General features: G+C 70.8%; 22 protein-coding genes and 1 pseudogene. 17 read left to right on the forward strand and 6 right to left on the reverse strand.

Translation table 11 applies throughout. The features are described from left to right. The first annotated feature begins 57 nt into the window (after positions 1-57). The 10 genes from AC07C1_RS35140 to AC07C1_RS35185 all read left to right on the forward strand — a co-directional run bounded on the left by AC07C1_RS35140 (position 58) and on the right by AC07C1_RS35185 (position 12,896). A complete protein-coding gene (locus tag AC07C1_RS35140) occupies positions 58-1,374 on the forward strand; it encodes a cytochrome P450 (protein WP_478945792.1) in 1,317 nt (438 codons plus the stop codon). Between the two features lie 70 nt (positions 1,375-1,444). Then, complete coding sequence (mvk, locus tag AC07C1_RS35145; protein WP_478945794.1) at positions 1,445-2,572, forward strand: mevalonate kinase; 1,128 nt, start codon at positions 1,445-1,447, stop codon at positions 2,570-2,572. After that, entirely contained in the window at positions 2,562-3,617 is a 1,056-nt protein-coding gene (mvaD, locus tag AC07C1_RS35150; protein WP_478945796.1) for a diphosphomevalonate decarboxylase, read from the forward strand. The genes mvk and mvaD overlap by 11 nt, the downstream gene beginning before the upstream one ends. After that, positions 3,614-4,729, forward strand: coding sequence for a phosphomevalonate kinase (locus AC07C1_RS35155; protein ID WP_478945798.1), 1,116 nt, complete (start codon positions 3,614-3,616; stop codon positions 4,727-4,729). Before mvaD ends, AC07C1_RS35155 begins: the two co-directional genes overlap by 4 nt. Beyond that, positions 4,726-5,817: a type 2 isopentenyl-diphosphate Delta-isomerase gene (fni, locus tag AC07C1_RS35160; protein ID WP_478945800.1), complete on the forward strand. Its 1,092-nt coding sequence runs from the start codon at positions 4,726-4,728 to the stop codon at positions 5,815-5,817. Before AC07C1_RS35155 ends, fni begins: the two co-directional genes overlap by 4 nt. Continuing rightward, positions 5,814-6,872 (forward strand): hydroxymethylglutaryl-CoA reductase, encoded by a 1,059-nt coding sequence (locus AC07C1_RS35165; RefSeq protein ID WP_478945802.1) that lies wholly within the window; start codon positions 5,814-5,816, stop codon positions 6,870-6,872. Before fni ends, AC07C1_RS35165 begins: the two co-directional genes overlap by 4 nt. A 4-nt stretch (positions 6,873-6,876) precedes the next feature. Continuing rightward, positions 6,877-8,052 (forward strand): hydroxymethylglutaryl-CoA synthase, encoded by a 1,176-nt coding sequence (locus tag AC07C1_RS35170; RefSeq protein ID WP_478945804.1) that lies wholly within the window; start codon positions 6,877-6,879, stop codon positions 8,050-8,052. Between the two features lie 330 nt (positions 8,053-8,382). Continuing rightward, complete coding sequence (locus AC07C1_RS35175; protein WP_478945806.1) at positions 8,383-9,357, forward strand: 3-oxoacyl-ACP synthase III family protein; 975 nt, start codon at positions 8,383-8,385, stop codon at positions 9,355-9,357. An 88-nt stretch (positions 9,358-9,445) separates the two neighbouring features. Next, complete coding sequence (locus tag AC07C1_RS35180) at positions 9,446-11,464, forward strand: FAD/NAD(P)-binding protein (protein ID WP_478945808.1); 2,019 nt, start codon at positions 9,446-9,448, stop codon at positions 11,462-11,464. Then, a complete protein-coding gene (locus tag AC07C1_RS35185; RefSeq protein WP_478945810.1) occupies positions 11,454-12,896 on the forward strand; it encodes a nitrosuccinate lyase in 1,443 nt (480 codons plus the stop codon). The genes AC07C1_RS35180 and AC07C1_RS35185 overlap by 11 nt, the downstream gene beginning before the upstream one ends. A gap of 118 nt (positions 12,897-13,014) precedes the next feature. Here the strand turns inward: AC07C1_RS35185 and AC07C1_RS35190 are convergent, their stop codons facing one another. After that, a complete protein-coding gene (locus tag AC07C1_RS35190; RefSeq protein WP_478945811.1) occupies positions 13,015-13,197 on the reverse strand; it encodes a hypothetical protein in 183 nt (60 codons plus the stop codon). Then, positions 13,194-13,823, reverse strand: coding sequence for a hypothetical protein (locus AC07C1_RS35195; RefSeq protein WP_478945813.1), 630 nt, complete (start codon positions 13,821-13,823; stop codon positions 13,194-13,196). Before AC07C1_RS35195 ends, AC07C1_RS35190 begins: the two co-directional genes overlap by 4 nt. Before the next feature lie 441 nt (positions 13,824-14,264). Here AC07C1_RS35195 and AC07C1_RS35200 point away from each other — a divergent pair, with 441 nt between their 5' ends. Beyond that, a complete protein-coding gene (locus tag AC07C1_RS35200) occupies positions 14,265-15,332 on the forward strand; it encodes a polyprenyl synthetase family protein (RefSeq protein WP_478945815.1) in 1,068 nt (355 codons plus the stop codon). A 566-nt stretch (positions 15,333-15,898) separates the two neighbouring features. Here the strand turns inward: AC07C1_RS35200 and AC07C1_RS35205 are convergent. Continuing rightward, on the reverse strand, positions 15,899-16,111 hold the full coding sequence (locus AC07C1_RS35205) for a DUF6059 family protein (RefSeq protein ID WP_478945817.1): 213 nt from the start codon (positions 16,109-16,111) through the stop codon (positions 15,899-15,901). Positions 16,112-16,808: 697 nt separating this feature from the next. Between AC07C1_RS35205 and AC07C1_RS35210 the strand changes: the two genes are divergently transcribed. The 3 genes from AC07C1_RS35210 (at position 16,809) to AC07C1_RS35220 (ending at position 18,472) form a co-directional block, all read left to right on the forward strand. Beyond that, entirely contained in the window at positions 16,809-17,579 is a 771-nt protein-coding gene (locus AC07C1_RS35210) for an isoprenyl transferase (protein ID WP_478945864.1), read from the forward strand. Positions 17,580-17,762: 183 nt separating this feature from the next. Next, positions 17,763-17,990: a DUF5133 domain-containing protein gene (locus AC07C1_RS35215; protein WP_478945819.1), complete on the forward strand. Its 228-nt coding sequence runs from the start codon at positions 17,763-17,765 to the stop codon at positions 17,988-17,990. A gap of 29 nt (positions 17,991-18,019) precedes the next feature. Then, positions 18,020-18,472, forward strand: coding sequence for a DUF6098 family protein (locus tag AC07C1_RS35220; RefSeq protein WP_478945821.1), 453 nt, complete (start codon positions 18,020-18,022; stop codon positions 18,470-18,472). A gap of 151 nt (positions 18,473-18,623) precedes the next feature. Here the strand turns inward: AC07C1_RS35220 and glpK are convergent, their stop codons facing one another. Both glpK and AC07C1_RS35230 read right to left on the reverse strand, forming a co-directional pair. Beyond that, positions 18,624-20,138, reverse strand: a complete 1,515-nt coding sequence (gene glpK / locus AC07C1_RS35225) for a glycerol kinase GlpK (RefSeq protein WP_478945822.1) — start codon at positions 20,136-20,138, stop codon at positions 18,624-18,626. Between the two features lie 44 nt (positions 20,139-20,182). Then, complete coding sequence (locus AC07C1_RS35230) at positions 20,183-20,950, reverse strand: IclR family transcriptional regulator (RefSeq protein WP_478945824.1); 768 nt, start codon at positions 20,948-20,950, stop codon at positions 20,183-20,185. A 183-nt stretch (positions 20,951-21,133) separates the two neighbouring features. Between AC07C1_RS35230 and AC07C1_RS35235 the strand changes: the two genes are divergently transcribed. Continuing rightward, complete coding sequence (locus AC07C1_RS35235; RefSeq protein WP_478945826.1) at positions 21,134-21,559, forward strand: ATP-binding protein; 426 nt, start codon at positions 21,134-21,136, stop codon at positions 21,557-21,559. Here the strand turns inward: AC07C1_RS35235 and AC07C1_RS35240 are convergent. Next, positions 21,499-21,873 (reverse strand): annotated as a pseudogene (locus tag AC07C1_RS35240) (SpoIIE family protein phosphatase); the annotation flags it as partial. The gene AC07C1_RS35235 and the pseudogene AC07C1_RS35240 sit on opposite strands and share 61 nt — an antisense overlap. Before the next feature lie 174 nt (positions 21,874-22,047). On the opposite strand from AC07C1_RS35240, the gene AC07C1_RS35245 reads away from it, so the two are divergent. Together AC07C1_RS35245 and AC07C1_RS35250 are read left to right on the forward strand one after the other, a co-directional pair. Further along, entirely contained in the window at positions 22,048-22,287 is a 240-nt protein-coding gene (locus AC07C1_RS35245) for a hypothetical protein (RefSeq protein ID WP_478945827.1), read from the forward strand. Next, the gene (locus AC07C1_RS35250) at positions 22,287-22,664 is read left to right on the forward strand and encodes a fic family toxin-antitoxin system, toxin component (protein WP_478945865.1); all 378 of its coding nucleotides are present in this window, start codon (positions 22,287-22,289) and stop codon (positions 22,662-22,664) included. The genes AC07C1_RS35245 and AC07C1_RS35250 overlap by 1 nt, the downstream gene beginning before the upstream one ends. Positions 22,665-22,892: the final 228 nt, after the last annotated feature.

Genomic DNA, 22,892 nt, shown 5'->3' on the forward strand with positions numbered 1-22,892 from the left:
TTCTGGCTTCTGTGACCGCAATGCGGGCATGGACCCCGTGTACGAGAGGTGAGCGCAATGAAGAGTCAGACGAACTCGGCAACCTCATACTCGAACGATCCGCACGAACATGACAGCCCAACGTTCCAATTCAGCCGAATGGAGAGCCTCCTCCGCGGCCACCCGCTTCGCGACCTGACAGTGGACGGCGTCGACGCCGTGTTCGTCAAGGATCCTGTCCTCGTCCGCAGGATACTCGTGACCGAGAGCAAGAACTACGGCAAGGGCGAACTCTTCCGGAAGGCCAGGAACCTCAGCCGGGTGGGGATGCTCTCGGAAGACGAAACCATGCACCGGCACTACCGGCGTCTGGCGAACCCGTACCTGCGGTCGACGAAGGTCGATGAGTACGTCCCGGTCATGCGCGGCATCGTTCGTGATGTCGTGTCCTCGTGGCGCGCCGGCGATGCCGTGGACATCCAGTCCGCGATGTGCCGGATCTCCTGTGCGATCGCTGTGGGCACGCTCATCACCGGGCTGCCGCCCGAGACGACGGAAGCTCTGAGCGAGCGTCTCTCCCGGCTGGCCTGGGAAATGATCAGGAAGCCGCTCTATGGGAAATCGGCGGCCCGGGCGGCGCGACCGGGCGCGTCCAAGCGGCTGTCCCAGGCGCGCAAGGACTTCCGGGACCTGCTCGCCGCATGCATCACCGAACTCCTGGACTCTCCCGAATCCACGGCCGGTTACCTCTCGGCGCTCCTGTCGGACTCGGACGACGAGGGGAACCGTGTCCTGACGGCGGACGAGGTGTGCGAAGAGGCAGTCATGATGCTGACTGCGGCGACGGTCACCACCGCTTCCGTCATGTCATGGGCTCTGTATGTGCTCGCCACGGAGCCTCTGGTCGAGGAGAAGCTCCTCAAGGACCTGACGGAGAAGCGAAACGGCAGCGCCGTCCACGATCACGGTGCGCCCGGCTACACTCTCCGGTTCCTGATGGAGATCCTGCGACTCTATCCGCCGGTGTGGATTTCATGCCGAAAGACCCTTTCCGATGTCACGCTCGGCGACTACTCACTCCGCACGGGCACGAACGTCGTATTCAGCTCCTACCTGCTGCACCGGGACCCCGAGCGCTATCCGCGTCCGCATCGGTTCGACCCGGACCGGTGGCTCTCGATCCATCCCAGCAAGGTCGACGCCTCCTACATCCCCTTCGGCATCGGGTCGAAGGGGTGCATCGGGGAGCCGTTCGCCTGGCAGGAACTCGAAGTCATCCTCGATGTCGTGACGCAGGAATGGAAGCTGAGCACCGAGCCGCACAGCCGTGTTCGCACGGCGCCGGAGACCACGCTCCATCCCCGCCGTCTTCTCATGGTCCCCCAGCCGCGGTAGGTGTGGCCTCGCTCGTGGGGTTCCACACCTGATTCGCCTCACCGCATCACGCCCGGTCCGACCCGGGGCGATGCGCATCCGTGCCCGATCTGGCCGCCGGCCGCAACCACGGCGGCGGCTTCTCCGTTTTCCTCCTGAATCGCTGGACGATGCGATCTCACCGCAGAAACGACAAGGGGAGTTGAGTGCGTTGACTCTGCCGACCTCGGCGGAGGGGGTGTCAGAGGACCGCCGGGCTCGTTCCGTCGGCATCGGTCGCGCCCACGCCAAAGCCATTCTGCTCGGGGAGCACGCCGTCGTGTACGGGGCTCCGGCGCTCGCTCTTCCCATTCCGCAACTGACGGTCACGGCGAGCGCCGGCTGGTCCGGCCGCGGCGCCGACGGGCCGGGCGATGTGTCTTTCACGATGACCGGTTCCCCGTCGCGGCCGATGGTGACGCAGGCCTCCGACGGGCTGCGCCGGCTGATCACCGAGTTCAAGGCGACCATGGGCGTGGACGACAGCACGCACCTGGACGTGATCATCGACGGGGCCATCCCGCACGGCCGGGGGCTCGGCTCCAGCGCCGCCTGTGCACGCGCGGTCGTCCATGCCCTCGCCGATCTCCACGGCCGCGACGTCACGGAGCGCGAGACGTTCGACCTGGTGCAGACGGCCGAGAACGTGGCGCACGGCCGCTCCAGCGGCGTCGACGCACGGGCCGTCGGCGCGTCCGCCCCACTGCTGTTCCAGGCGGGCGAGGCCCAGGAACTGAGCATCGGCTGTGACGGCCTGTTCATCATCGCGGACAGCGGCGTCGTGGGCCGCACCAAGGACGCGGTCGAGCTGCTGCGCGAGGGGTTCCAGCGACACGACGGAGCACAGGAGAGGTTCGTGCACCGCGCGTCGCGGCTGACCGACGAGGCACGGCACGCCCTCGCCGACGGCAAGCCGGAGGAGCTGGGTTCGCGGCTGACGGACTACCACGACCTGCTGCGGGCGGCCGGACTCAGCACCAAGGGCGTCGACGCCCTCGTCGAGGCCGCGCTCATGGGAGGCAGCCTCGGAGCCAAGATCACCGGCGGTGGCCTGGGCGGCTGTGTCATCGCCCTGACCGGGCCGGAGCAGGCCAGAGAGGTCACCCAGCAGCTCCACGAAGCCGGCGCCGTGCAGACATGGGTCGTACCGCTGAGAGGGCTCGCCAAGAATGCACTCTGAACACCCGACCACCCTGGTCAACGTGCGGGAGCGGGGCACCGCGGGACATGCCACCGCCCTCGCGCACCCGAACATCGCGCTGATCAAGTACTGGGGCAAGCGAGATGAACACCTCGTCCTGCCCCGTGTCGACAGCCTGTCGATGACCCTGGACGTCTTCCCGACGACCACCGGGGTGCGCCTCGCCTCCGGGGCCGAGCACGACGAGGTGACCCTCAACGGCCGGCCCGCCGAGGGTGAGGCACTGCGCCGCGTCGTCGCCTTCCTGGACCTGGTGCGGGAGCGGGCCGGGGTTGCCCACCGGGCCGTCGTGGACAGCGAGAACACGGTCCCCACCGGGGCGGGCCTCGCATCCTCCGCGAGCGGGTTCGCCGCCCTCGCCGTCGCGGCCGCGGCCGCGTACGGGCTCGGCCTCGACGCCACCGCCCTGTCGCGGCTGGCCCGGCGCGGCTCCGGATCGGCGTCCCGGTCGATCTTCGGCGGTTTCGCGATGTGGCACGCCGGCCTGGACTCCGGCACCGCCGCGGAAGCCGACCTCAGCTCCTACGCCGAGCCGGTACCCGCGGGAGACCTCGACCCGGCACTGGTCATCGCCGTGGTCAACGCGGGCCCGAAGGCCGTATCCAGCCGGGCGGCCATGCGGCGGACCGTCGACACCTCCCCGCTGTACGAGCCGTGGGCCGCCTCCAGCAAGGACGACCTGACCGAGATGCGCGCGGCGCTGCTCGCCGGCGACATCGAAGCGGTCGGGGAGATCGCGGAGCGCAATGCCCTCGGCATGCACGCGACCATGCTCGCGGCACGCCCGGCGGTGCGCTACCTGTCGCCGGCCACGCTCACCGTCCTCGACAGCGTGCTCCAGCTCCGGCGGGACGGCATCGCGGCCTACGCCACCATGGACGCCGGACCCAACGTCAAGGTGCTGTGCCGCCGGGCCGACGCCGACCGGATCGCCACGACCGTGCGCGACGCCGTCACGGACGGCTCGGTGCTCGTCGCCGAGCCGGGGCCGGGCGCCCGCCTGCTGCACGGGGACGGTCGATGACCCGTCAGCGCACCGTCGTCCGGCGCGCGCCGGGCAAGTTGTTCGTCGCGGGGGAGTACGCGGTGGTCGACCCCGGCAACCCGGCGATCCTCGTCGCGGTCGACCGCCACATCACCGTCGCCGTGACCGGCCCCGCCGAAGCGGGCGTCGATATCTCCTCCGACCTCGGCCCGCGCGGGGTGCGCCTGCGGTGGCGGGACGGCCGGCTCGGCCCGCACCGCACGGACGACGAGCAGGGTGCGCCCGCGGGACTCGCCCATGTGACGTCCGCGATCGAGACCGTGACCCGGCTGCTGACCGAACGCGGGCTTCCCGCACCGTCGTTCACCGTGTCGGTCGAAAGCGGCCTGCACGACAACGGCACCAAGTACGGCCTGGGCTCCAGCGGCGCGGTGACAGTGGCGACCGTGGCCGCCGTCGCCGCGTTCTGCGGCCTCACGCTGTCCGAGGAGGAGCGGTTCCGGCTGGCCCTGCTCGCCACCGCCGAGATCGACCCGAAGGGATCCGGCGGCGACCTCGCCGCCAGCACCTGGGGCGGCTGGATCGCCTACCAGGCGCCCGACCGGCGCGCCGTGCTCGCCCTCGCCCGCGGCCGTGGCGTCGAGGAGGCCCTGCGCGCCCCCTGGCCCGGCTTCGCAGTGCGCCGGCTCCCGGTGCCGAAGAGCCTCTCGCTGGAGGTCGGCTGGACCGGGAACCCGGCGTCCACCGCGACCCTGGTGGCCGACCTGCACCGGCGGCCCTGGCGCGGCACCGCCTCCCACCAGAGGTTCGTCCACACCACCACCGACTGTGTGCGCGCGGCGATCGCCGCACTGGAGCGAGGGGACGGCCAGGAGCTGCTGGACCAGATCCGGCGGGCCCGGCGGGAGCTGGCTCGACTGGATGACGAGGTCGGTCTGGGAGTCTTCACGCCCCGGCTGACAGCGCTGTGCGAGGCCGCCGAAGCCCTCGGAGGCGCGGCCAAGCCCTCCGGGGCGGGCGGCGGCGACTGCGGCATCGCGCTGCTGGACGCCGAAGCCTCGCGTGACATCGCTCAATTGCGCGAGCGCTGGACCTCGGCCGGGGTGGTGCCCCTGCCGATCCGTCCCGCCGCGGAAGGGAACACGGAATGATCGCTCAACGCAAGGACGACCACGTCCGGCTCGCTGTCGAGCAACAACAGCGGCACAGCGGACGCAACCAGTTCGACGAGGTGTCGTTCGTCCACCACGCCCTGGCCGGCCTCGACCGGCCGGACGTCTCACTGGCCACCTCCTTCGCCGGCATCTCCTGGCCCGTGCCGCTGTACATCAACGCGATGACCGGCGGCAGCGAGAAGACCGGCGTCATCAACCGGGACCTGGCCGTCGCCGCCCGCGAGACCGGCGTACCCATCGCCTCCGGGTCGATGAGCGCCTACTTCAAGGACCCGGACTGCGCCGACACGTTCAGCGTGCTGCGCAAGGAGAACCCGAACGGGTTCGTCATCGCCAACGTCAACGCGACGGCCTCCGTCGACAACGCGCGGCGGGCCATCGACCTGATCCAGGCCGACGCCCTCCAGATCCACGTCAACACCGTGCAGGAAACGGTGATGCCGGAGGGCGACAGGTCGTTCTCCTCCTGGGTCCCGCAGATCGAGCGGATCGCGGCCGGCGTCGACGTCCCCGTGATCGTCAAGGAGGTCGGCTTCGGACTGAGCCGCGAGACCGTCGGCCTGCTGGAGAGCCTGGGCGTGCGGGTCGCCGACCTCGGCGGCCGGGGCGGCACCGACTTCGCCCGCATCGAGAACGGCCGGCGCGAACTCGCCGACTACTCCTACCTCCACGGCTGGGGACAGTCCACCATCGCCTGCCTCCTGGACACGCAGGACGCCCCCATCCCCGTCCTCGCCTCCGGTGGCGTGCGCAACCCGCTCGACGTGGCCCGCGCGCTGGCGCTCGGCGCGTCCGGCGTCGGCGTCTCCGGCGGATTCCTGCGCACCCTGCTCGACGGCGGAGTGGCGGCACTGATCGCGCAGGTATCGACCTGGCTCGACCAACTGGCCGCCCTCCAGACCATGCTCGGCGCGCGCACCCCCGCCGACCTGACGCACTGCGATCTGCTCATCCACGGCGAGCTCCGCGACTTCTGCGCCGACCGGGGCATCGACACCCGGCCGTTCGCCCGCCGTTCCGGCAACTTTGACGTCCCCCACGAGATGACGGGAAGCACACGATGACTGAGAACGCGATCGCCGGGGTCCCGATGAGGTGGGTGGGCCCGCTGCGCATCTCGGGGAACGTGGCCACCACCGAGACCCAGGTCCCGCTCGCCACCTACGAGTCACCACTGTGGCCCTCCGTCGGCCGGGGCGCGAAGGTCTCCATGCTGGCCGAGCGGGGCATCGTCGCCACCCTCGTCGACGAGCGGATGACCCGGTCGGTGCTCGTGGAGGCGGTGGACGCGCAGACCGCGCTGACGGCCGCGCGGACCATCGACGCGCGCATCGACGAACTGCGCGAGGTGGTGCGCACGTGCAGCCGGTTCGCCGAGCTGATCAACATCCGCCACGAGATCAACGCCAACCTGCTGTTCATCCGGTTCGAGTTCAGCACCGGCGACGCCTCCGGCCACAACATGGCCACGCTTGCCTCCGACGTGCTCCTGGGACACCTGCTGGAGACGATCCCGGGCATCTCCTACGGATCGATCTCCGGGAACTACTGCACGGACAAGAAGGCGACCGCGATCAACGGCATCCTCGGCCGCGGCAAGAACGTCGTCACCGAGCTGCTCGTGCCGCGCGACGTGGTCGAGAGCGTCCTGCACACGACGGCCGACAAGATCGTCCAGCTGAACATCCGCAAGAACATGCTCGGCACCCTGCTCGCCGGTGGCATCCGCTCGGCGAACGCCCACTTCGCGAACATGCTGCTCGGCTTCTACCTGGCCACCGGCCAGGACGCGGCCAACATCGTCGAGGGCTCCCAAGGCGTCGTCATGGCCGAGGACCGGGACGGAGACCTCTACTTCGCCTGCACCCTGCCCAACCTGATCGTGGGCACCGTCGGCAACGGCAAGGGGCTCGGCTTCGTGGAGACCAACCTGACCCGGCTCGGCTGCCGGGCCGAGCGCGCCCCCGGGGAGAACGCGCGCCGGCTCGCCGTCATCGCGGCGGCGACGGTGCTGTGCGGTGAACTCTCCCTCCTTGCGGCCCAGACGAACCCGGGCGAACTCATGCGTGCGCACGTCCAGCTGGAACGCGACAACCAGACAGCAAAGGTCGGTGTTTAGGGAAATGGCCAACGATTCCGCCATAGGAATTCACGATCTGTCCTTCGCCACAACGGAGTTCGTCCTGCCGCACACGGTCCTCGCCGAGTACAACGGCACGGACGTCGGCAAGTACCACAAGGGCATCGGCCAGCGGTCGATGAGCGTGCCCGCCGCCGACGAGGACATCGTGACCATCGCAGCGGCCGCCGCCGCACCCCTCATCGAGCGGCACGGCAGCGACGGGATCCGCACGATCATCTTCGCGACGGAGTCCTCGATCGACCAGGCGAAGTCGGCCGGCATCTACGTCCATTCACTGCTCGGACTGCCCTCGGCCACCCGGGTCGTCGAACTCAAGCAGGCCTGTTACGGGGCGACGGCGGCCCTGCAGTTCGCCATCGGTCTGGTGCGCCGCGACCCGGCGCAGCGGGTCCTCGTGATCGCCAGCGACGTCTCCAAGTACGAGCTGGACAGCCCGGGTGAGGCCACCCAGGGTGCCGCCGCCGTGGCCATGCTGGTCGGCGCCGATCCCGCGCTGGTGCGCATCGAGGAGCCGTCGGGCGTGTTCACCGCCGACGTCATGGACTTCTGGCGGCCGAACTACCGTGAGGCCGCTCTCGTCGACGGGCAGGAGTCCATCAGCGCGTACCTGCTGGCGGTGGAGGGCAGCTGGAAGGACTACACGGAGCAGGGCGGGCGCGCGCTCGACGAGTTCGCCGCGTTCTGCTACCACCAGCCGTTCACGAAGATGGCCTACAAGGCCCACCGTCACCTGCTGAACTCCTGTGGGTACGACATCGACGACGACCGCGTCACCCGTGACCTCGGGCTGACCACGGCCTACAACCACGTCATCGGCAACAGCTACACCGCCTCGGTGTACCTCGGTCTCGCCGCGCTGCTCGACCAGGCCGACGACCTGACCGGCCAGGCCATCGGCTTCCTCAGCTACGGCTCCGGCAGCGTCGCCGAGTTCTTCGCCGGCACCGTCGTACCCGGCTACCGGGAACACCTGCGCACCGAGGCGCACCGCGAGGCGATCGACCGGCGCGAGCCCGTCGACTACGCCCGCTACCGCGAGCTGCACGAGCGCTCCTTCCCGGCCGACGGCGGCGACCACCCCACCCCGGCCGAGACCACGGGCCCCTTCCGGCTGGCGGCCCTGCGCGACCACAAGCGCATCTACGAGACCCGCTAGCCCACGCACCTCAGGCACGTGCACCCCACCGCCTGGCACGCCACCCGCCTGCACAGGCCGACGCGGTCAGGCACGCCGACGAGGACCAGCCGATCGCTGGTGTCGTTGATCGCCCTCATACACGGTGCCCCGCCGGCGGGGCCGGTGCCGCAGCGCACCGGCCCGTTCCCCGGGCACCGTTCACCGCGCCAGGGGCGCCCACCGGTGGTCCCACCCAGGATCCGCCGGCCGGGGCCCTTGTCCGCGGGTCCGGTTTCCTGCCGGCGACGGCCGCGCCTTCGCGGCCGTTCGCACAGCCAGTTCAAGACCACCTGAGGGGAAGACAGGCGCATGACCGAAGTCGGGGTCCTCGGTACGGGTGCTTATGTGCCGGACCGTGTTGTCTCCAATGACGAAGTCGGAGCGGCGGCAGGGGTCGATGACGCCTGGGTCATCCGCAAGACCGCGATCCGGGAACGCCGCTGGGCCGCCCCCGAGCAGGCCACGTCGGATCTGGCCGCGGCCGCGGGGCGGGCCGCGATGCGGTCGGCCGGCATCACCGCCGACCAGCTGTCCGTGATCGCCGTCGCCACCTCCACACCCGACCGGCCCCAGCCGCCCACCGCCGCCTATGTGCAGCACCTGCTCGGCGCCGTCGACGCGGCCGCGTTCGACGTCAACGCCGTCTGCTCCGGCGAGGTGTTCGCGCTCGCCGCCGTCGAGGGCATCCTCGCCAGGCGAGGCGGCCACGCGCTGGTCATCGGCGCCGACGTGTACTCGCGCATCCTGAACCCGGCCGACCGCAGGACGGTCGTCCTGTTCGGCGACGGCGCCGGCGCGATGGTCCTGGGCCTGGACCGGGGGGCCCGCATCCGCAACGTCAGCGCGCACACCTTCGGCGAGTTGTCGGGCCTGATCGAGGTGCCCGCCGGCGGCAGCCGGCTGCCCGCCGACCAGGCCGTCCTGGACGCCGGACTGCAGTACTTCACGATGGACGGCCGGGCGGTGCGCAGCTTCGTCGAGGACCGCTTGCCACTGCTGACCAAGCAGTTCCTCCACGAGAGCGGCGTCGGCCCCGACGACATCAGCCACTTCGTCCCGCACCAGGCCAACGGCGTCATGCTCGACACCGTCTTCGCGGCACTGGCCCTGCCCAGGGCCACCATGCACCTCTCGCTGACCCACTACGGCAACACGGGAGCCGCCTCCATCCCGATCACCTTGGCCGAAGCCGCCCGCACCGGCGCCTTCCGACCGGGTGACCTGATCCTCATGGCCGGCTTCGGCGGAGGCATGGCAGCGGGGTTCGCGCTGGTCGAGTGGTGACGTCGTCGCCCGCTTGACGCCTGGTGAGCCGCCCGAACGGCGACCGCGGCCCTTGCTGTGTTTCTCGACATCGGCAGAAACGGGAACCATGACAACGAGACATTGCACTGTGGGCTTGATAGGCAGCGGCCCGCGCGGGCTCTCGGTGGTCGAACGACTCTGCGTCAACGCCCGCTCGCAGCCCCAGGGCAGCACCGTCCACGTCCATGTGATCGACCCCTACCCGCCCGGCTCCGGCAAGGTGTGGCGCACCGATCAGTCCCGTCACCTGCTGATGAACACCGTGGCCGGACAGATATCGGTGTTCACCGATGCCTCGGTGGACCTGCAGGGCCCCCTGGAACCGGGACCGAGCCTGCACGAGTGGGCCGTGGCGCTCGTCTCGGGCCGGTTCGGCGACGACCTTCCGGCCCACGTCCTCGACGAAGCCCGCGCACTGGGACCCGACACCTACCCGACCCGCGCGTTCTACGGCCGGTACCTCCAGTGGGCGTACCGGCGCACCGTCGAGGGCGCGCCCCCCGGGCTGACGGTCACCGCGCACGCCTCCCTCGCGGTGGCCCTGGACGACGATCCGGACGCGGCGGACGGATCCCTGCAGCGGGTGGTGCTCGACGACGGAACCGTGCTCGCGGGCCTGGACGCCGTGATCCTGTGCCAGGGGCACCTGCCGGCCCGCGCCGACGCCGCCGAGCGGGAGTTCACCTCCCGGGTACGGCAGGCGGGACTGGTCCACATCGCGCCGGCCAACCCGGCAGACGTCGACCTGGACGTGCTGTCCCCGGTCACCAAGGTGCTGCTGCGCGGGCTCGGGCTGAACTTCTTCGACTACATGGCCGAACTCACCGTCGGTCGCGGCGGCTCCTTCTCGCGGGCCGACGGCCGGCTCGTCTACCGCCCCTGCGGGCGCGAGCCACAGATCTACGCCGGGTCCCGGCGCGGCATCCCGTACCAGGCCCGGGGCGAGAACGAGAAGGGCCCGCACGGCCGTCACGAACCGCTCCTGCTCACCGCCGGGCGCATCGCGGAGCTGCGCCGCACCCACGAGCACTCCGGGCTCGACTTCAAAAAGGATCTGTGGCCGCTGATCTCCCGGGAGGTCGAGGCCGTCTACTACCGGACGCTGTTCACCTCACGCGGACACGTCTCCAGGGCGCAGCAGCTCCATGACGACTTCCTGGCGGCCGGACCGGGGGAGCGGGAGAAGGATGCCGTCCTCTCGGCGTACGGCATCGGCGAGAAGTACCGCTGGGACTGGGAACTGATCGCCCGCCCGCACCGGGACCGGGAGTTCACCAGCCCGTGGGACTTCACCGACTGGCTCCTCGACCACTTGCGCAAGGACGTCTCGGAGGCCAGGTCCGGCAATGTCAGCGGCCCGCTCAAAGCCGCCCTCGACGTCCTGCGGGACCTGCGCAACGAGATCCGCCTCGCGGTCGACCACGGTGGCCTGCACGGCGATTCGTACCGCACCGACCTGGACCACTGGTACACCCCGCTCAACGCGTATCTGTCGATCGGACCGCCCGCACGACGCGTCGAGGAGATGATCGCCCTCATCGAGGCCGGCGTGCTGAAGGTGGTCGGGCCGGACCTGCGGGTGGCGGCCGACGGCACCGGATACACCGTCGGTTCGCCGCTCGTGCCCGGTTCCGAGGTCCGGGTGGACGCGCTCGTCGAGGCACGCCTGCCCGACATCACGCTGAGCCGCACGGACGATCCGCTGCTGCGCCATCTGCTGGCCACCGGACAGTGCACCACCTACCACATCCGCACCCGATCCGGCGGTACCTACCAGAGCGACGGACTGGCCGTCACCAGGCGGCCGTTCCGCCTGATCGACGCGGCGGGACGGGCGCACCCGCGCCGCTTCGCGTTGGGTGTGCCCACCGAGTCGGTGCACTGGGTGACGGCCGCGGGCATCCGGCCCGGCGTCAACTCGGTGACGCTCACCGACTCCGACGCCATCGCCCGCGCGGTCCTCGCCTGCGGCGGCGAGAGCCGACGGGCCGGGACCGGCGCGACGGGGGCGGCGGCCACCGGTGCCGGGCGGGCCGAGGGCGGACCGGAAGTTCACCCAGGACAAGGACTCACTCATGCCCACTGAGATCAGCCTCACCGTGGACGCGGGGGCCGCTCCGGCACCGGGGCCGGCAGACGCCGGTCTGCTGTCACCGGTCTGGGCGGACACCCCGGTCGTGGCCGCGGTGTCCGACGGGGCGTGGCTGCAGGCCATGCTGGACGCCGAAGCGGCGCTGAGCCGGGCGCAGGCCCGGCTCGGCACGGTGCCCGCGACCGCCGCACGGGTCATCACCGAGGCCGCGCGGGCCGACCGTCTCGACCTGGCCGCCCTGGCCCGGCAGGCGCGCGAGTCCGCCAACCCGGTCGTGGCGCTGGTGCGGGAGTTCACCGCGCTGGTGGCGGGCCGGGACACGGAGGCGGCCCGGTATGTGCACCGCGGCTCGACCAGCCAGGACATCCTCGACACGGCGACCGTCCTGGTCACCGGCCGGGCCCTGCGGCTGATCCGCGCCGACCTCCGCCACGTCGAGGAGGCGCTGGCCCTGCTCGCCGAGGAACACCGGGACACCGTGATCGCCGGCCGGACCCTCGCCCTGCACGCGGTGCCCACGACCTTCGGGCTCAAAGCGGCCGGCTGGCGCCATCTCGTCCTCGACGCGGCGCAGAAGCTCGACGCGCTGAGCGCCGAGGGGCTTCCCGTCCAACTCGGCGGCGCCGCCGGCACCTTGGCCGGGTACCTCGCGTTCGCGCCGGAAGCCGACCCGGCCCAGTACGTCCAGGAGCTGACGGAGGCGTTCGCGGCCGAACTGGGGCTGTCCGCCCCCCTCGTGCCGTGGCATACGCTGCGCACGCCCGTGGTGGATACGGCCATGGCCGCCGCGTTCCTGTGCGGAGCCCTCGGCAAGATCGCCGTCGATGTGCTGTCCCTGACCCGGACCGAGGTCGGCGAGGTGCACGAGCCGGCGCCCAGCGGCCGGGGCGCGTCCTCGGCGATGCCGCACAAGCGCAACCCCGTGCTGGCCACGGCCATCAGATCCGCCGCCCTGCAAGCGCCGCAGCTCGCCGCGACGGTGCTGGGCTGTCTGCCGAGCGAGGACGAGCGGTCCGCCGGCGCCTGGCACGCCGAATGGGAGCCCCTGCGCGCCCTCCTGCGGCTCGCCGGAGGCGCGGCGCACCAGGCGGTGGAACTCGTCTCCCAGCTGTCGGTGGACCCGTGGCGCATGCGGGCCAACACCCGAATCACCGGGGGACAGATCGTCTCCGAGCGGATCGCCGTCGTCCTCGCCCCGTTGCTCGGCAAGGACCGGGCACGCGACCTGCTGAACGAGGCGTCCGCCCGCTCGGCACGCACCGGCGAGCCGCTGGCCGATGTCCTGCGGCAGGACAGCCGGGCATCGGCCGCCCTCGCCGACGCCGGGCTGACCGACCTGTTCGAGCCGGCGGCGTACACCGGCGCCGCGGGCCCGCTGACGGACCGCGCGCTGTCCCGGTCACTGCCCCCGACGGGCGGGCGATAAGCCGTGAGCGCCGGGTGCCGGCCACCGGCTCCCGACGCTCGCAACGGCCGCCGTCACAACCGCAGATACCCCGCCGACCTGCGCGAATGCTGTGGCGACCCTGATGTGCGGCTGCTGCCTAACGCCGTCGTCGCAGTGCTATCTGCGTGAGTTCGTCTATGTCGAACTCGGACCGGCCCGGTGTGCCGTAGCGGGTGATCTTCCCGCGGCTCACCCACTTGCGGATCGTCGCTTCGGACACCCCCGTGGCGAGTGCCGCCACATTGGTGGGCACCAGTCGGTGGCGCGGTGGTTTCCTCATGCGCTGACAGCCTTCCGTTGCCGTTCCATGAGCGGTCGCAGAGTGATCCATTCGTGCATTTCCCAGGTGTGTCCCGACGAACACCGGATACTTCTCCGGTCCGTGTTACCCATGTGCTGCGACGACGTGTTGATCGTTCCCGTGCAGTTGTCCATGACACACTCCCAGATGTACATATGAAATTCACTGGGGTCCGGGTCGATCGTGCGCAGCAGTTCCAGCCGGAGACCGTCTATTTCGTCCGCGAAATCAGCGGCCGGGGGCTGCGCGGTGAGCCACTCCAGGTGGAGCAGCAAGAAATCCGCCAAGCGGGGAACCGAGCGCGTCGGGGCAACTTCCCCGCGTTCGTCGACAACGAACTCCGACCACGACTCGAGAATGGTGAGGATGTTGTTCCGGGCGTCCAGTGCGGACATGTTCAGGTGGTCCCTGCTCCGGCTCCCCGACACTCGCGTCTGGTGCATGCGCCGGGACACCGGCGCTATGTGGTGCAGACTCTCCTGGTAGAGGCCGGGAAGCGCCCGCAGGGTGCCCTCCAGCTGCCGGATGCACGAGGCGCAGAGGACGGACCCGGTCGCTGCGCCGGCTTCCTGGGCGTGAGTTTTGCGGCAGGCGTGAAACTCCATTCAATCTCCTTCATGAGGTGGCTTGCCCGGCAACCGTCATGGATGACGTGAATCCCCCACGCTGATTGCGCAGTTACAGTCGAATCGACGGCCCCTGGAGAGAGGGAGAGCCGCTCGGGAAAACGCGGCACAGGTTTCGCCTCTGGCCCGGCGAGCAGCGGCCCTTATCAGTGGATACAGCGCGTCATGTGTATTCCGAACCCCCCGACGCTGCCCAGACGTAACTATGGGTGCACAGGGAGGTTTCCACGCGACAGTTGAGGGTGTCAACGTTCACCATGCGCAGTCGATCGTCCCTAAAGGGAGACTCCAGATCCGCCCCATGCAGGGGCCGTCGCCGACGCTCGGGCGCGCACTCGGCCGAGGCCACGGCGCCCTGGTCGGACGGCACTGGAGCGCTCCTGCTCGAGTGCCGCTACATCTAGACCCGAGGAGACACCTGTGAGTTCGGACGTGACCACCGACACCGGCCAGGAGGCTGCCGACCTCGCGCGCCGCACCAGCACCGACCTGCTTCGGCGGGTCGAGGACCGGCTGCGCTCGCTCCTCGCGGCCGAGCGCGACGCGTGGGCCGCAGTCGACGAACGGGCGGCCGTCCCCATCGACGCGCTGTCCGAGCTGATCGCGTCGGGCGGCAAGCGCATCCGGCCCGCATACTGCATCGCCGGCTATCTCGCCGGCGGCGGCGACCCCGACGACCCCGGGATCGTGGCAGCCGGCGCGGCCCTGGAGCTGCTCCACCTGTCCGCCCTCGTCCACGACGACGTCCTGGACGATTCCAGCCAACGGCGCGGACTGCCGACCGTCCACACGAAGCACACGGCACTGCACGTCAGCCGCGGCTGGCAGGGTGAGCCACGCCGGTACGGCGAGGGCGTGGCCATCCTCGTCGGCGACCTCGCGCTCGTCTACTCCGAGGAGCTGATGTCCGGGGCACCGCCGTCGGCGGTCCCGGAGTGGAACAAGCTGCGCTCCGAAGTGATGATCGGCCAGTACATGGATGTCCACGCGGCCGCCGCGTTCTCGGTCGACCCCCGGCTCTCCCGCCTCATCGCCAAGATCAAGTCCGGCCGTTACACCATCCACCGGCCCCTGGTCGTGGGCGCGAACGCGGCGGGCCGCAACGACCTCGCTCCCGCCTTCGAGGAGTACGGCGAGGCGGTGGGCGAGGCGTTCCAGCTCCGTGACGACCTCCTGGACGCCTTCGGTGACTCCGCGGACACCGGCAAGCCCACCGGCCTCGACTTCACCCAACACAAGATGACGCTGCTGCTGGGCTGGGCGATGCAGCGCGACGGGCGGATCCACAGCCTGATCACAGAGCCGGGCCACACGCCCGACGAGGTGCGCCGCCGCCTCGTGGACACCGGTGTGCCCGCCGACGTCGAGAAGCACATCGACGGTCTCGTCGAGCGGGGCTGCAAGGCCATCGCCGACGCGCCCGTCGACCGGGTGTGGCGCAGCGAACTGACGGCCATGGCCAGGCGGGTCGCCTACCGCAACGCCTGAGCCCGGCCCCATTCCCCCTGCGTGCGGGCGGCGTGGCGCTCAACCCGGCCGCCGGGCCGGCGCCGCCGCCCCTCCCGCCTCACGGCACCTCGCGTGCTCGACGCCCGCGGGAGCCCTTTTCGTGATTCCCTCGACAGTCACTCGAACCCCTGCCCCCGGCCGGCACCGCGCGCGTGAACCACCGGTTCCGCCGGCCGGCGCCGGCGCAGGCCACCCCACCAGGCACATCGGACCCGTACACGCCAGGAGACGACCGGCCCGAGCGGGGTCACGGCGGCGTTCCGGCGCCCCGCGCCCGGCCGGGACCGCCCTGCCGTACCGAGGCCCCGCCCCGCATGATGCATCCACGAGGCACAGGAGGGGGGCCGAGATGAGCCTGGAGGATCCACCCGACCGCCGCACCTGGAAATCGGTCCGCAGTGCCCCGCCGAGGTCCGGGAGCCGGACCGGGAACCGCACTGACCCGGAGAGCGACGCAACCGACGCTCTCCCGCTCGACGCGGCGCGGCCGGGGCCCCGGCAGCGGCGCTTTTCTGCGTTGGGCGCGGCGTTGTGCCCAGCACGCGCTATCCGACCCCCCACTCCCGAACCAACCGACGCTCCAACGGCGTCAGCGGCACGTCCGCGCACAGCCGCTCCGGGTGGCCCGGGGCCGGTCCCGCCAGCGGCTCGGCCAGCGGCTCCACCTCGGGGTGCGGCCCGGTGTAGAGCATGCCGCACGTCGACAGGGCACGGTAGATCGCACGACCCACGCGGCGGGGGCGCAGCAGGTGCCACATGATGGGCCTCCTTCAATGGTCGCGGCGACGGAGTCCACGCCACTGTGCGGCGCCAGGCCGGAGAACCACCTCAGACCCGCTCAAGCGCCGCCACGGAACCTCACCGGCGGGCCCCTCAGAACGCAACCTGCGCCAGGACCTGGCCGAATGCCTGATTGCCCCGGACTGGTAGGACTCCGGCGTGTCAGGCAGACGCGTCCGGACCGTGCGTCCGACGGGCGTCGGTCCTACGGGCCGGAAGCCGCCGGATTACGGTGAGCTGGGCCTGCTCGGTGGCCCGCAGGCACTCCTGTCGGTGACGGCAGCGGCGACGGCTCGAGCCGGCTGGAGCCGGTCACCGACGAGCAGTACACCTCGGCCCTCGCCGCCATCGGCCGCTGACGCGCACCCTCGGTGAGGACCTCGCGGTCTCGGCCGTCGTCCGGGATGTATGGCGCGATGTCGTACAGCAGCTTCAGCGCGGCCGCAAACCCCTCCCGCACAGCCAGAACAGGAGCGGCACGGGGGTCCGCTGACGGATGCCCCGGGGGCCATCTGGCAGGTCCGCGCCGTGGCGATCCGGTACGACGAGCGCGGCTGCACCGCTCCTGCCGAGGGGCGGGCCGTCCGAGCGGAGTTGATGGCTGAAGTTCCGTACTGGGCGATACGGTGGCCCTCGCAATCCATTGGTGGGGACGAAGGGACACGGCACGTGGCATTGAGGGCGCTTCGCTCGGCATTGGAAGCCCTGTACGTCAGGCGCCTGGTGCGCAAGCTGGAAGGCTTGCCCCGTCCACGGCACGTCGCGATCATGCTGGACGGCAACCGCCGGTGGGCCCGCGGAGCCGGGCACGACGATCCTCGTGAGGGTTACCGCGTCGGCGGCGCGAAGGTCGGCGACTTCCTGCGCTGGTGCGATGCCGCGGACATCGAGCACGTCACCCTCTGGATGCTGTCCGACGACAACCTTCACCGGCCGCCGGCCCAACTCGGGCCACTGCTCGGGATCATCGAAGAGACCGTGGCCAGCATCTGCGCGGCCGACGAGGACTGGCAGATCGAGGTCATCGGCGCTCTGGACCTGCTGCCCGGGGAGACCGCGCGCGCCCTGAAGGGCGCCGTCGCGCGCACCACCGGCCGGACCGGCCTCAAGGTCGACGTGGCGGTCGGGTACGGCGGGCGCCGCGAAATCATCGACGCGGTCAGGTCCGCCTTCGAGAAGCACATCGCCGGCGGAGGCGACCCGCGTGAACTGGCCGAGAACTTCGAACTCCAGCACATCTCCGACAACCTGTACTCCCCGGCGGGCTATGACACGGACTTCATCATCCGCACCTCCGGTGAGCAGCGGCTGTCCGGCTTCCTGCTCTGGCAGTCCGCGTATGCGGAGGTGCATTTCGTCGAAGTACTGTGGCCTGCCTTCCGCCAGATAGATCTACTGCGCGCCCTGCGCTCGTACGGTGCCCGGGACCGGCGTTACGGCAAGTGACCTCGAGCCGGGCGCGCCGTCCCGCCGAAGACGGTCAGCCGGGCAGGGTCGCCGATGTGGAGCAACACCGCGGCCGGCGCTCGGTCTGACAAGGTGGCAGATCCACGGGAGTGCCGGCCGGCGTCCGGGGCATACGGGTCGGTGTATAAGCCATGTGAATGGCGGCGACCAAGGAGGCCCTTGATGCTCATGGCACACCCGGCGGTGCTGACGAACCTCGTCGAGCAGTACGAGACGCTGCGGCTGCTGCATGCCGAAGACGGCAGCGCGGAGGTTCGCCGGCGTATGGATGACGTCGCCTACACGCTGTGCGTGTCGACCGGCACCCATGACGTGGACACCGCCTTGGTCGCCGCCCGCCACCAGCTGCCCGGCGCCCGCCCGCAGGACGACTCCCTTCTCACTGCTTGACCGCTCTGCCCATTCGACCCGCGACCACCATGAGCACGACTGCCTCTTTGCCCACTGTCACCAGCCTCGACGAGCTGACCCGACTCGTCACCAGCCGCCGCGGCCTCTACGTCCGCTGGTCCCGCGGCCCGGAACGCGACCTGCCGCGTGCGAGCAGCAAGGACGACCTGACCGGCATCAGGCTGCCGGGCTTGTCGGCCAGCTCCCTGGACATCGAGGACTGGTGGGGCGAGCGGCCCGCCACCGTCTGGGTCGCCCGTCGGCTGTACGACTACTGCCATCTTCCCCACGTCAAGGACGCGCGTGCCCGGCCCTGGGTGCTGCGGGGCTCCGAGGCGGCCCGTGGCCCGGACAACGAACCCCTGGTGACGGACGTCGAACCCCTCGGCTGGATCGCCGACCCGGTCATCACGGAGGCGTGCCGCGTCATCACCGAGCAGCCCGGCCACTGGGGCCCCCTCGGCCGCGACGGAACAACCTGACGGGCCCGGGGTCCGGGGTCCGGGGCGCGCGGCCGGGCCGACCGCGGATTTCCGCCGCGCTCACCGACCGTGTCCGTTGGGCTGCCGGCCCCGACACGGCACCGGGCCGACCGCGGATCGCATCCCCGGCACGGACGGCCCCGGCGCCAGGTCAGGCGGACCGTGGCGGTCTGACCCAGTCCAGGGACCGTTCGACGGCCCGCCGCCAGTTCTCGTACTCCGACTCCCGCAGCTCGGGGTCCATGTCGGGCAGCCACTGGGCGGCCCGGTGCCAGTTGCGGCGCAGCACTTCCAGGTCGGACCAGTAGCCGGCGGCCAGCCCGGCCGCGTAGGCGGCGCCGAGGGAGACCGTCTCGGCGACCATGGGCCGCACCACGGGCACGCCGAGCACATCGGCCACGAACTGCATGAGCAGGTTGTCGGCGGTCATGCCCCCGTCCACCTTGAGCTGCTGAAGGGAGACCGAGGAGTCGGCGTTCATGGCGTCGACGACCTCTCGGGTCTGCCATCCGGTGGCCTCCAGGACGGCACGTGCCAGGTGTCCCTTCGTGATGTACGAGGTCAGGCCGACGATCACCCCGCGTGCGTCGCTGCGCCAGCGGGGCGCGAACAGACCTGAGAAGGCGGGGACGATGTAGCAGCCGCCGTTGTCCTCGACCGTCCGCGCCAGGGTCTCGATCTCCGGGGCGCTGCTGATCAGGCCCAGGCGGTCACGGAACCACTGCACGAGCGCGCCGGTGATGGCTATCGACCCTTCCAGGGCATAGGCCGGCTGCTGGTCCCCGATCTTGTACGCGACGGTCGTGAGGAGTCCGTGCCGGGACAGCACGAGGTCGCCACCGGTGTTGAGCAGCAGAAAGCTGCCCGTTCCGTAGGTGCACTTGGCCTCGCCCGGGGAGAAGCAGGTCTGGCCGAAGAGAGCGGCCTGCTGGTCGCCGAGGGCAGCCGTGATGGAGACGCCCGGCAGCAGCGAGCGGTCCTCGCCGTACGGCTCGGCGGAAGACCTGATCTCGGGCAGCATCTCGCGGGGCACCCCGAAGAAGGCCAGCAGCTCGTCGTCCCAGGTGAGCGTGCGGATGTTCATCAGCATCGTGCGGCTGGCGTTGGTGACGTCGGTGATGTGCAGGCCGCTGTCGGTGCCTCCGGTGAGATTCCAGATCAGCCAGCTCTCCATCGTCCCGAACAGCACCTCGCCGTCCCTGGCGCGCTGCTCGACACCCTTGACGTGGTCGAACAGCCACCGGATCCGCAGCGCCGAGAAGTAGGTCGAGGGCGGCAGAGCGCACCGTTCCAGGAAGAACGCCTCTCCGGGGTGCTGTCTGAGGTCCTCGACGAGCGGCGCCGTCCGGGTGTCCTGCCAGACGATCGCCCGGCCCAGCGGGGCGCCGGTCCGCCGGTCCCAGAGCACCGTCGTCTCGCGCTGGTTGGCCAGGCCGATGGCCGCGACCTGCCCCTTGTCGACGCCGGCGTCGGACAGGGCCTCGGGCACGACGCGTCGCAGGTTCTGCCATATCTCCACGGCGTCGTGCTCGACCCATCCGGGCCTGGGGAAGTGCTGATGGTGCTCCTTCTGCGCAACCGAGACCAGCCGCCCACGGTGGTCGAACAGTATGCATCGGGTCGAGTTGGTGCCCTGATCGATGGACATTACATACCGTTCAGCCATGATCGGGTCTGCCTTCCGACGGATCGAGGGGCGGCTGTCCTGGCCTACCAGCGGGCGGCTCCCAGGTCTCTGGAGATCGCCCGTGCGGCTTCCCGGATCAGGGTGATCAGACTCGGCCGGGGGCAGCCCTGGCTGTCGCAGATCCGCTCGACCGGCCCGGACAGCCCGATGGCGCCGACGGCGAGACCGCCGTGCCCTCGGATCGGCGCGGCGAGCCCGGCCTCACCCATGCTCATTTCCTGGATCTCGGCGGCCCAGCCGAGTTCCCTGACCTCGGCGAGCGCCCGCGCGAGCTGGTCCGCATCGACCAGGGTGTGCCGGGTGTACGCCTCCAGCCCCGGCCCCCGGGCCGAGTCGACGGTCGCGGTCCCGTAGGCCAGCAGTACCTTGCCGAGCGAGGAGGCGTGCAGGGGCAGCAGCGAGCCCACGTCCAGGGTCTGGAAGGTGTCGTCCGGCCGGAACACGTGGTGGACGATGAGGACGCTCCCCTCCAGGGGAGTCCCCAGGCGCACCGCCTCCCCGCTGCGGGCGGCCAGGGCATCGGCCCAGTTGATGGAGCGCGAGCGCAGCTCGTTGACATCCAGGTAACTGGTGCCGAGGTGCAGCAGGGCGGCGCCGAGCTGGTACTTCCCGGTCGCGGCGTCCTGCTCCACGAAGTCCACGTGCTGGAGCGTGCGCAGAATGCCGTGGGCGGTGCCCTTCGCCAGCCCCAGCGAGGCCGCCACCTCGCCGAGCCCGAGTCGGCGGGGCCCACCGGCGAGCAGGCGCAGAATCGCCGCCGCCCGTTCGATCGACTGGACTGGGCCGGCCATGAAGCGAGCCTATTACCGCCATGGACGCTTCGCCCTGCGGGCCGGCAGACGCACCGAACCGGCGGCGTTCGGTAATGCCGACCAGCATTCATTGACCAGCCCGATTTGTCTCCCTACCTTGCTCTGAGGCCCGGAACGCGCTGAGACACGGCGGACCGGCAGCACACACCATCGGGAGAGAACATGGCGGCACACCTCAACACGCTGCTTCGGGCGGCCTGCGAACACGTGTGTCCGGTGCCGCCCGTCGCCGGCGCGGTCTCAGCCGTGCGCCGACGTGTGGCGGCGGTCCTCGCCGAGTGGAGCGTGAGTCCGCAGATCGTCGAGGATGCGCTGCTCGTGGTGTCGGAGCTCGCCACCAACGCGGTCATTCACGCCCGGCCCCCGGCCGAGCTCCGGCTGTCGTGGAGGCCGGGGGGCGGCGACCGCACCCTGCGCATCGAGGTCACCGACGCGGGTCCCGCTCTTCCGCCGGGACAGTCCCTCGCCGGCATCGACCCGGACGAGCACGGCCGGGGCGAGGCGATCGTCCACGCCCTGGCGACGCGTCACGGCGTACGCGTCCACCCCGGCGGGGTGGCCCGATGGGCCGAACTCGCCGCGGTCTGACGCGCGGCCTTCGACCGGGACGGCACGGAGACCGGCTCGTCCGCGGTCTTCTTCCGGAGCAGAAGCAGGGCAGCGTCGTCGTGCAGCCGGCCGCCCACATGCGCCGGCAGTTCGTCGTGGAGCGCGGTGAGCGTGCGGGCCGGCTCGGCCGACACATGGCGGGCCACCCCTTCGGCCAGCGGATAGAACTCGCGCGCGTGATCGCGGGCCTCGGTGACGCCATCGGTAAAGAGCAGCAACTGGTCTCCCACCGCGAAGGGCAGCCGCTCGAGGCGGGGAGCCTGGCCCGAGAGGGCGCGCAGCCCGAGAGGCGGGTGGGCTCCACCGCCCCGACGTAGGACCAGACTGGGCCGGGCACTCAGCACGGGCAAGGGCAGGGAATCACCAGCCGTGGTGACGACGCCCCGGACACCACGTACTCGCCCTACTGCCGCCCGCCGCCCGCCGCCTGCCGTCCCCCGCCTGGTAACAGCTGTTACCATCAGGGGATGGCGAAGACGCAGCTGGGTGCGCGCGTGGACAGCGAGATCAAGGAACTGGCCGAGGCGCGAGCCAGGGACCGGGGTCTGAGTCTCGGTGACTACATCGCCGGCCTCGTACGCGAGGACACCAGCGGGCTGAGGCAGCGAGGCCTGGATGCCGCGCGGCGCTTCCTCGACGATCACCAAGCGGTTTTCGACGAGGCCGAAGACGCGGACCGCCGCTCCGCCGAGGCGCACGCCGCGTGATGGACCTGCACATCGACGTCCCCTGGATCCTGCAGGTCGCCGAGATCGCGGGAGCGGGGGACCCCGCCTCCGACGACTACGGCGTGCCCGTGGCGGCAGTCGCCTGCCACCGCGCCGAACTGCTCGAAACACCCGTCTATGACGGGCCGTACGCACGGGCCGCCGCCTTGGTGCACATTCTCGGCCGCTGCCGCTGGCTCGAGCACTCCAACCTCGCGGTCGCCGCGGCCACGGGAGTGCTGTACCTGGAGACCTCGGGGATCTCGGTCAAGCCCTCCCGCGACGACGCCATCGCCCTGCGCGATCTCCTTCGAGAGCCCGGCTGCACCGCCGAGAGGATCGCTGCCCTGCTGAGGTCCTGGCCACCGGCCACCTGAACCGCGCCCCGCCGGGCCGCACACGCGTCGCGAGGCGGGCGAAGATAGCGGAACGTCCTCGAACCTGGTGCTTCCAGCACGGTACTCGTCCGCACCCGGTGGATCCCCTTTGCCCAACTCCGGTGCGATACCGGCAGATCGCGCACGCGATTGTGCCGACACCTTGACGATCCGTTCCATGAACGTTCAATCGGCCGTCCGTGTCCGCGTTGTGTGTCGTCCCTAAGG

The sequence above is a fragment of the Streptomyces sp. NPDC045022 genome (genome assembly GCF_056432605.1).

Coding starts and splice junctions, on each gene's coding strand:
- AC07C1_RS35140 (WP_478945792.1), top strand. CDS start 58: ATGAAGAGTCAGACGAACTCGGCAACCTCATACTCGAACGATCCGCAC.
- mvk (WP_478945794.1), top strand. CDS start 1,445: ATGCGCATCCGTGCCCGATCTGGCCGCCGGCCGCAACCACGGCGGCGG.
- mvaD (WP_478945796.1), top strand. CDS start 2,562: ATGCACTCTGAACACCCGACCACCCTGGTCAACGTGCGGGAGCGGGGC.
- AC07C1_RS35155 (WP_478945798.1), top strand. CDS start 3,614: ATGACCCGTCAGCGCACCGTCGTCCGGCGCGCGCCGGGCAAGTTGTTC.
- fni (WP_478945800.1), top strand. CDS start 4,726: ATGATCGCTCAACGCAAGGACGACCACGTCCGGCTCGCTGTCGAGCAA.
- AC07C1_RS35165 (WP_478945802.1), top strand. CDS start 5,814: ATGACTGAGAACGCGATCGCCGGGGTCCCGATGAGGTGGGTGGGCCCG.
- AC07C1_RS35170 (WP_478945804.1), top strand. CDS start 6,877: ATGGCCAACGATTCCGCCATAGGAATTCACGATCTGTCCTTCGCCACA.
- AC07C1_RS35175 (WP_478945806.1), top strand. CDS start 8,383: ATGACCGAAGTCGGGGTCCTCGGTACGGGTGCTTATGTGCCGGACCGT.
- AC07C1_RS35180 (WP_478945808.1), top strand. CDS start 9,446: ATGACAACGAGACATTGCACTGTGGGCTTGATAGGCAGCGGCCCGCGC.
- AC07C1_RS35185 (WP_478945810.1), top strand. CDS start 11,454: ATGCCCACTGAGATCAGCCTCACCGTGGACGCGGGGGCCGCTCCGGCA.
- AC07C1_RS35190 (WP_478945811.1), bottom strand. CDS start 13,197: ATGAGGAAACCACCGCGCCACCGACTGGTGCCCACCAATGTGGCGGCA.
- AC07C1_RS35195 (WP_478945813.1), bottom strand. CDS start 13,823: ATGGAGTTTCACGCCTGCCGCAAAACTCACGCCCAGGAAGCCGGCGCA.
- AC07C1_RS35205 (WP_478945817.1), bottom strand. CDS start 16,111: ATGTGGCACCTGCTGCGCCCCCGCCGCGTGGGTCGTGCGATCTACCGT.
- AC07C1_RS35215 (WP_478945819.1), top strand. CDS start 17,763: ATGCTCATGGCACACCCGGCGGTGCTGACGAACCTCGTCGAGCAGTAC.
- AC07C1_RS35220 (WP_478945821.1), top strand. CDS start 18,020: ATGAGCACGACTGCCTCTTTGCCCACTGTCACCAGCCTCGACGAGCTG.
- glpK (WP_478945822.1), bottom strand. CDS start 20,138: ATGGCTGAACGGTATGTAATGTCCATCGATCAGGGCACCAACTCGACC.
- AC07C1_RS35230 (WP_478945824.1), bottom strand. CDS start 20,950: ATGGCCGGCCCAGTCCAGTCGATCGAACGGGCGGCGGCGATTCTGCGC.
- AC07C1_RS35235 (WP_478945826.1), top strand. CDS start 21,134: ATGGCGGCACACCTCAACACGCTGCTTCGGGCGGCCTGCGAACACGTG.
- AC07C1_RS35245 (WP_478945827.1), top strand. CDS start 22,048: ATGGCGAAGACGCAGCTGGGTGCGCGCGTGGACAGCGAGATCAAGGAA.
- AC07C1_RS35250 (WP_478945865.1), top strand. CDS start 22,287: ATGGACCTGCACATCGACGTCCCCTGGATCCTGCAGGTCGCCGAGATC.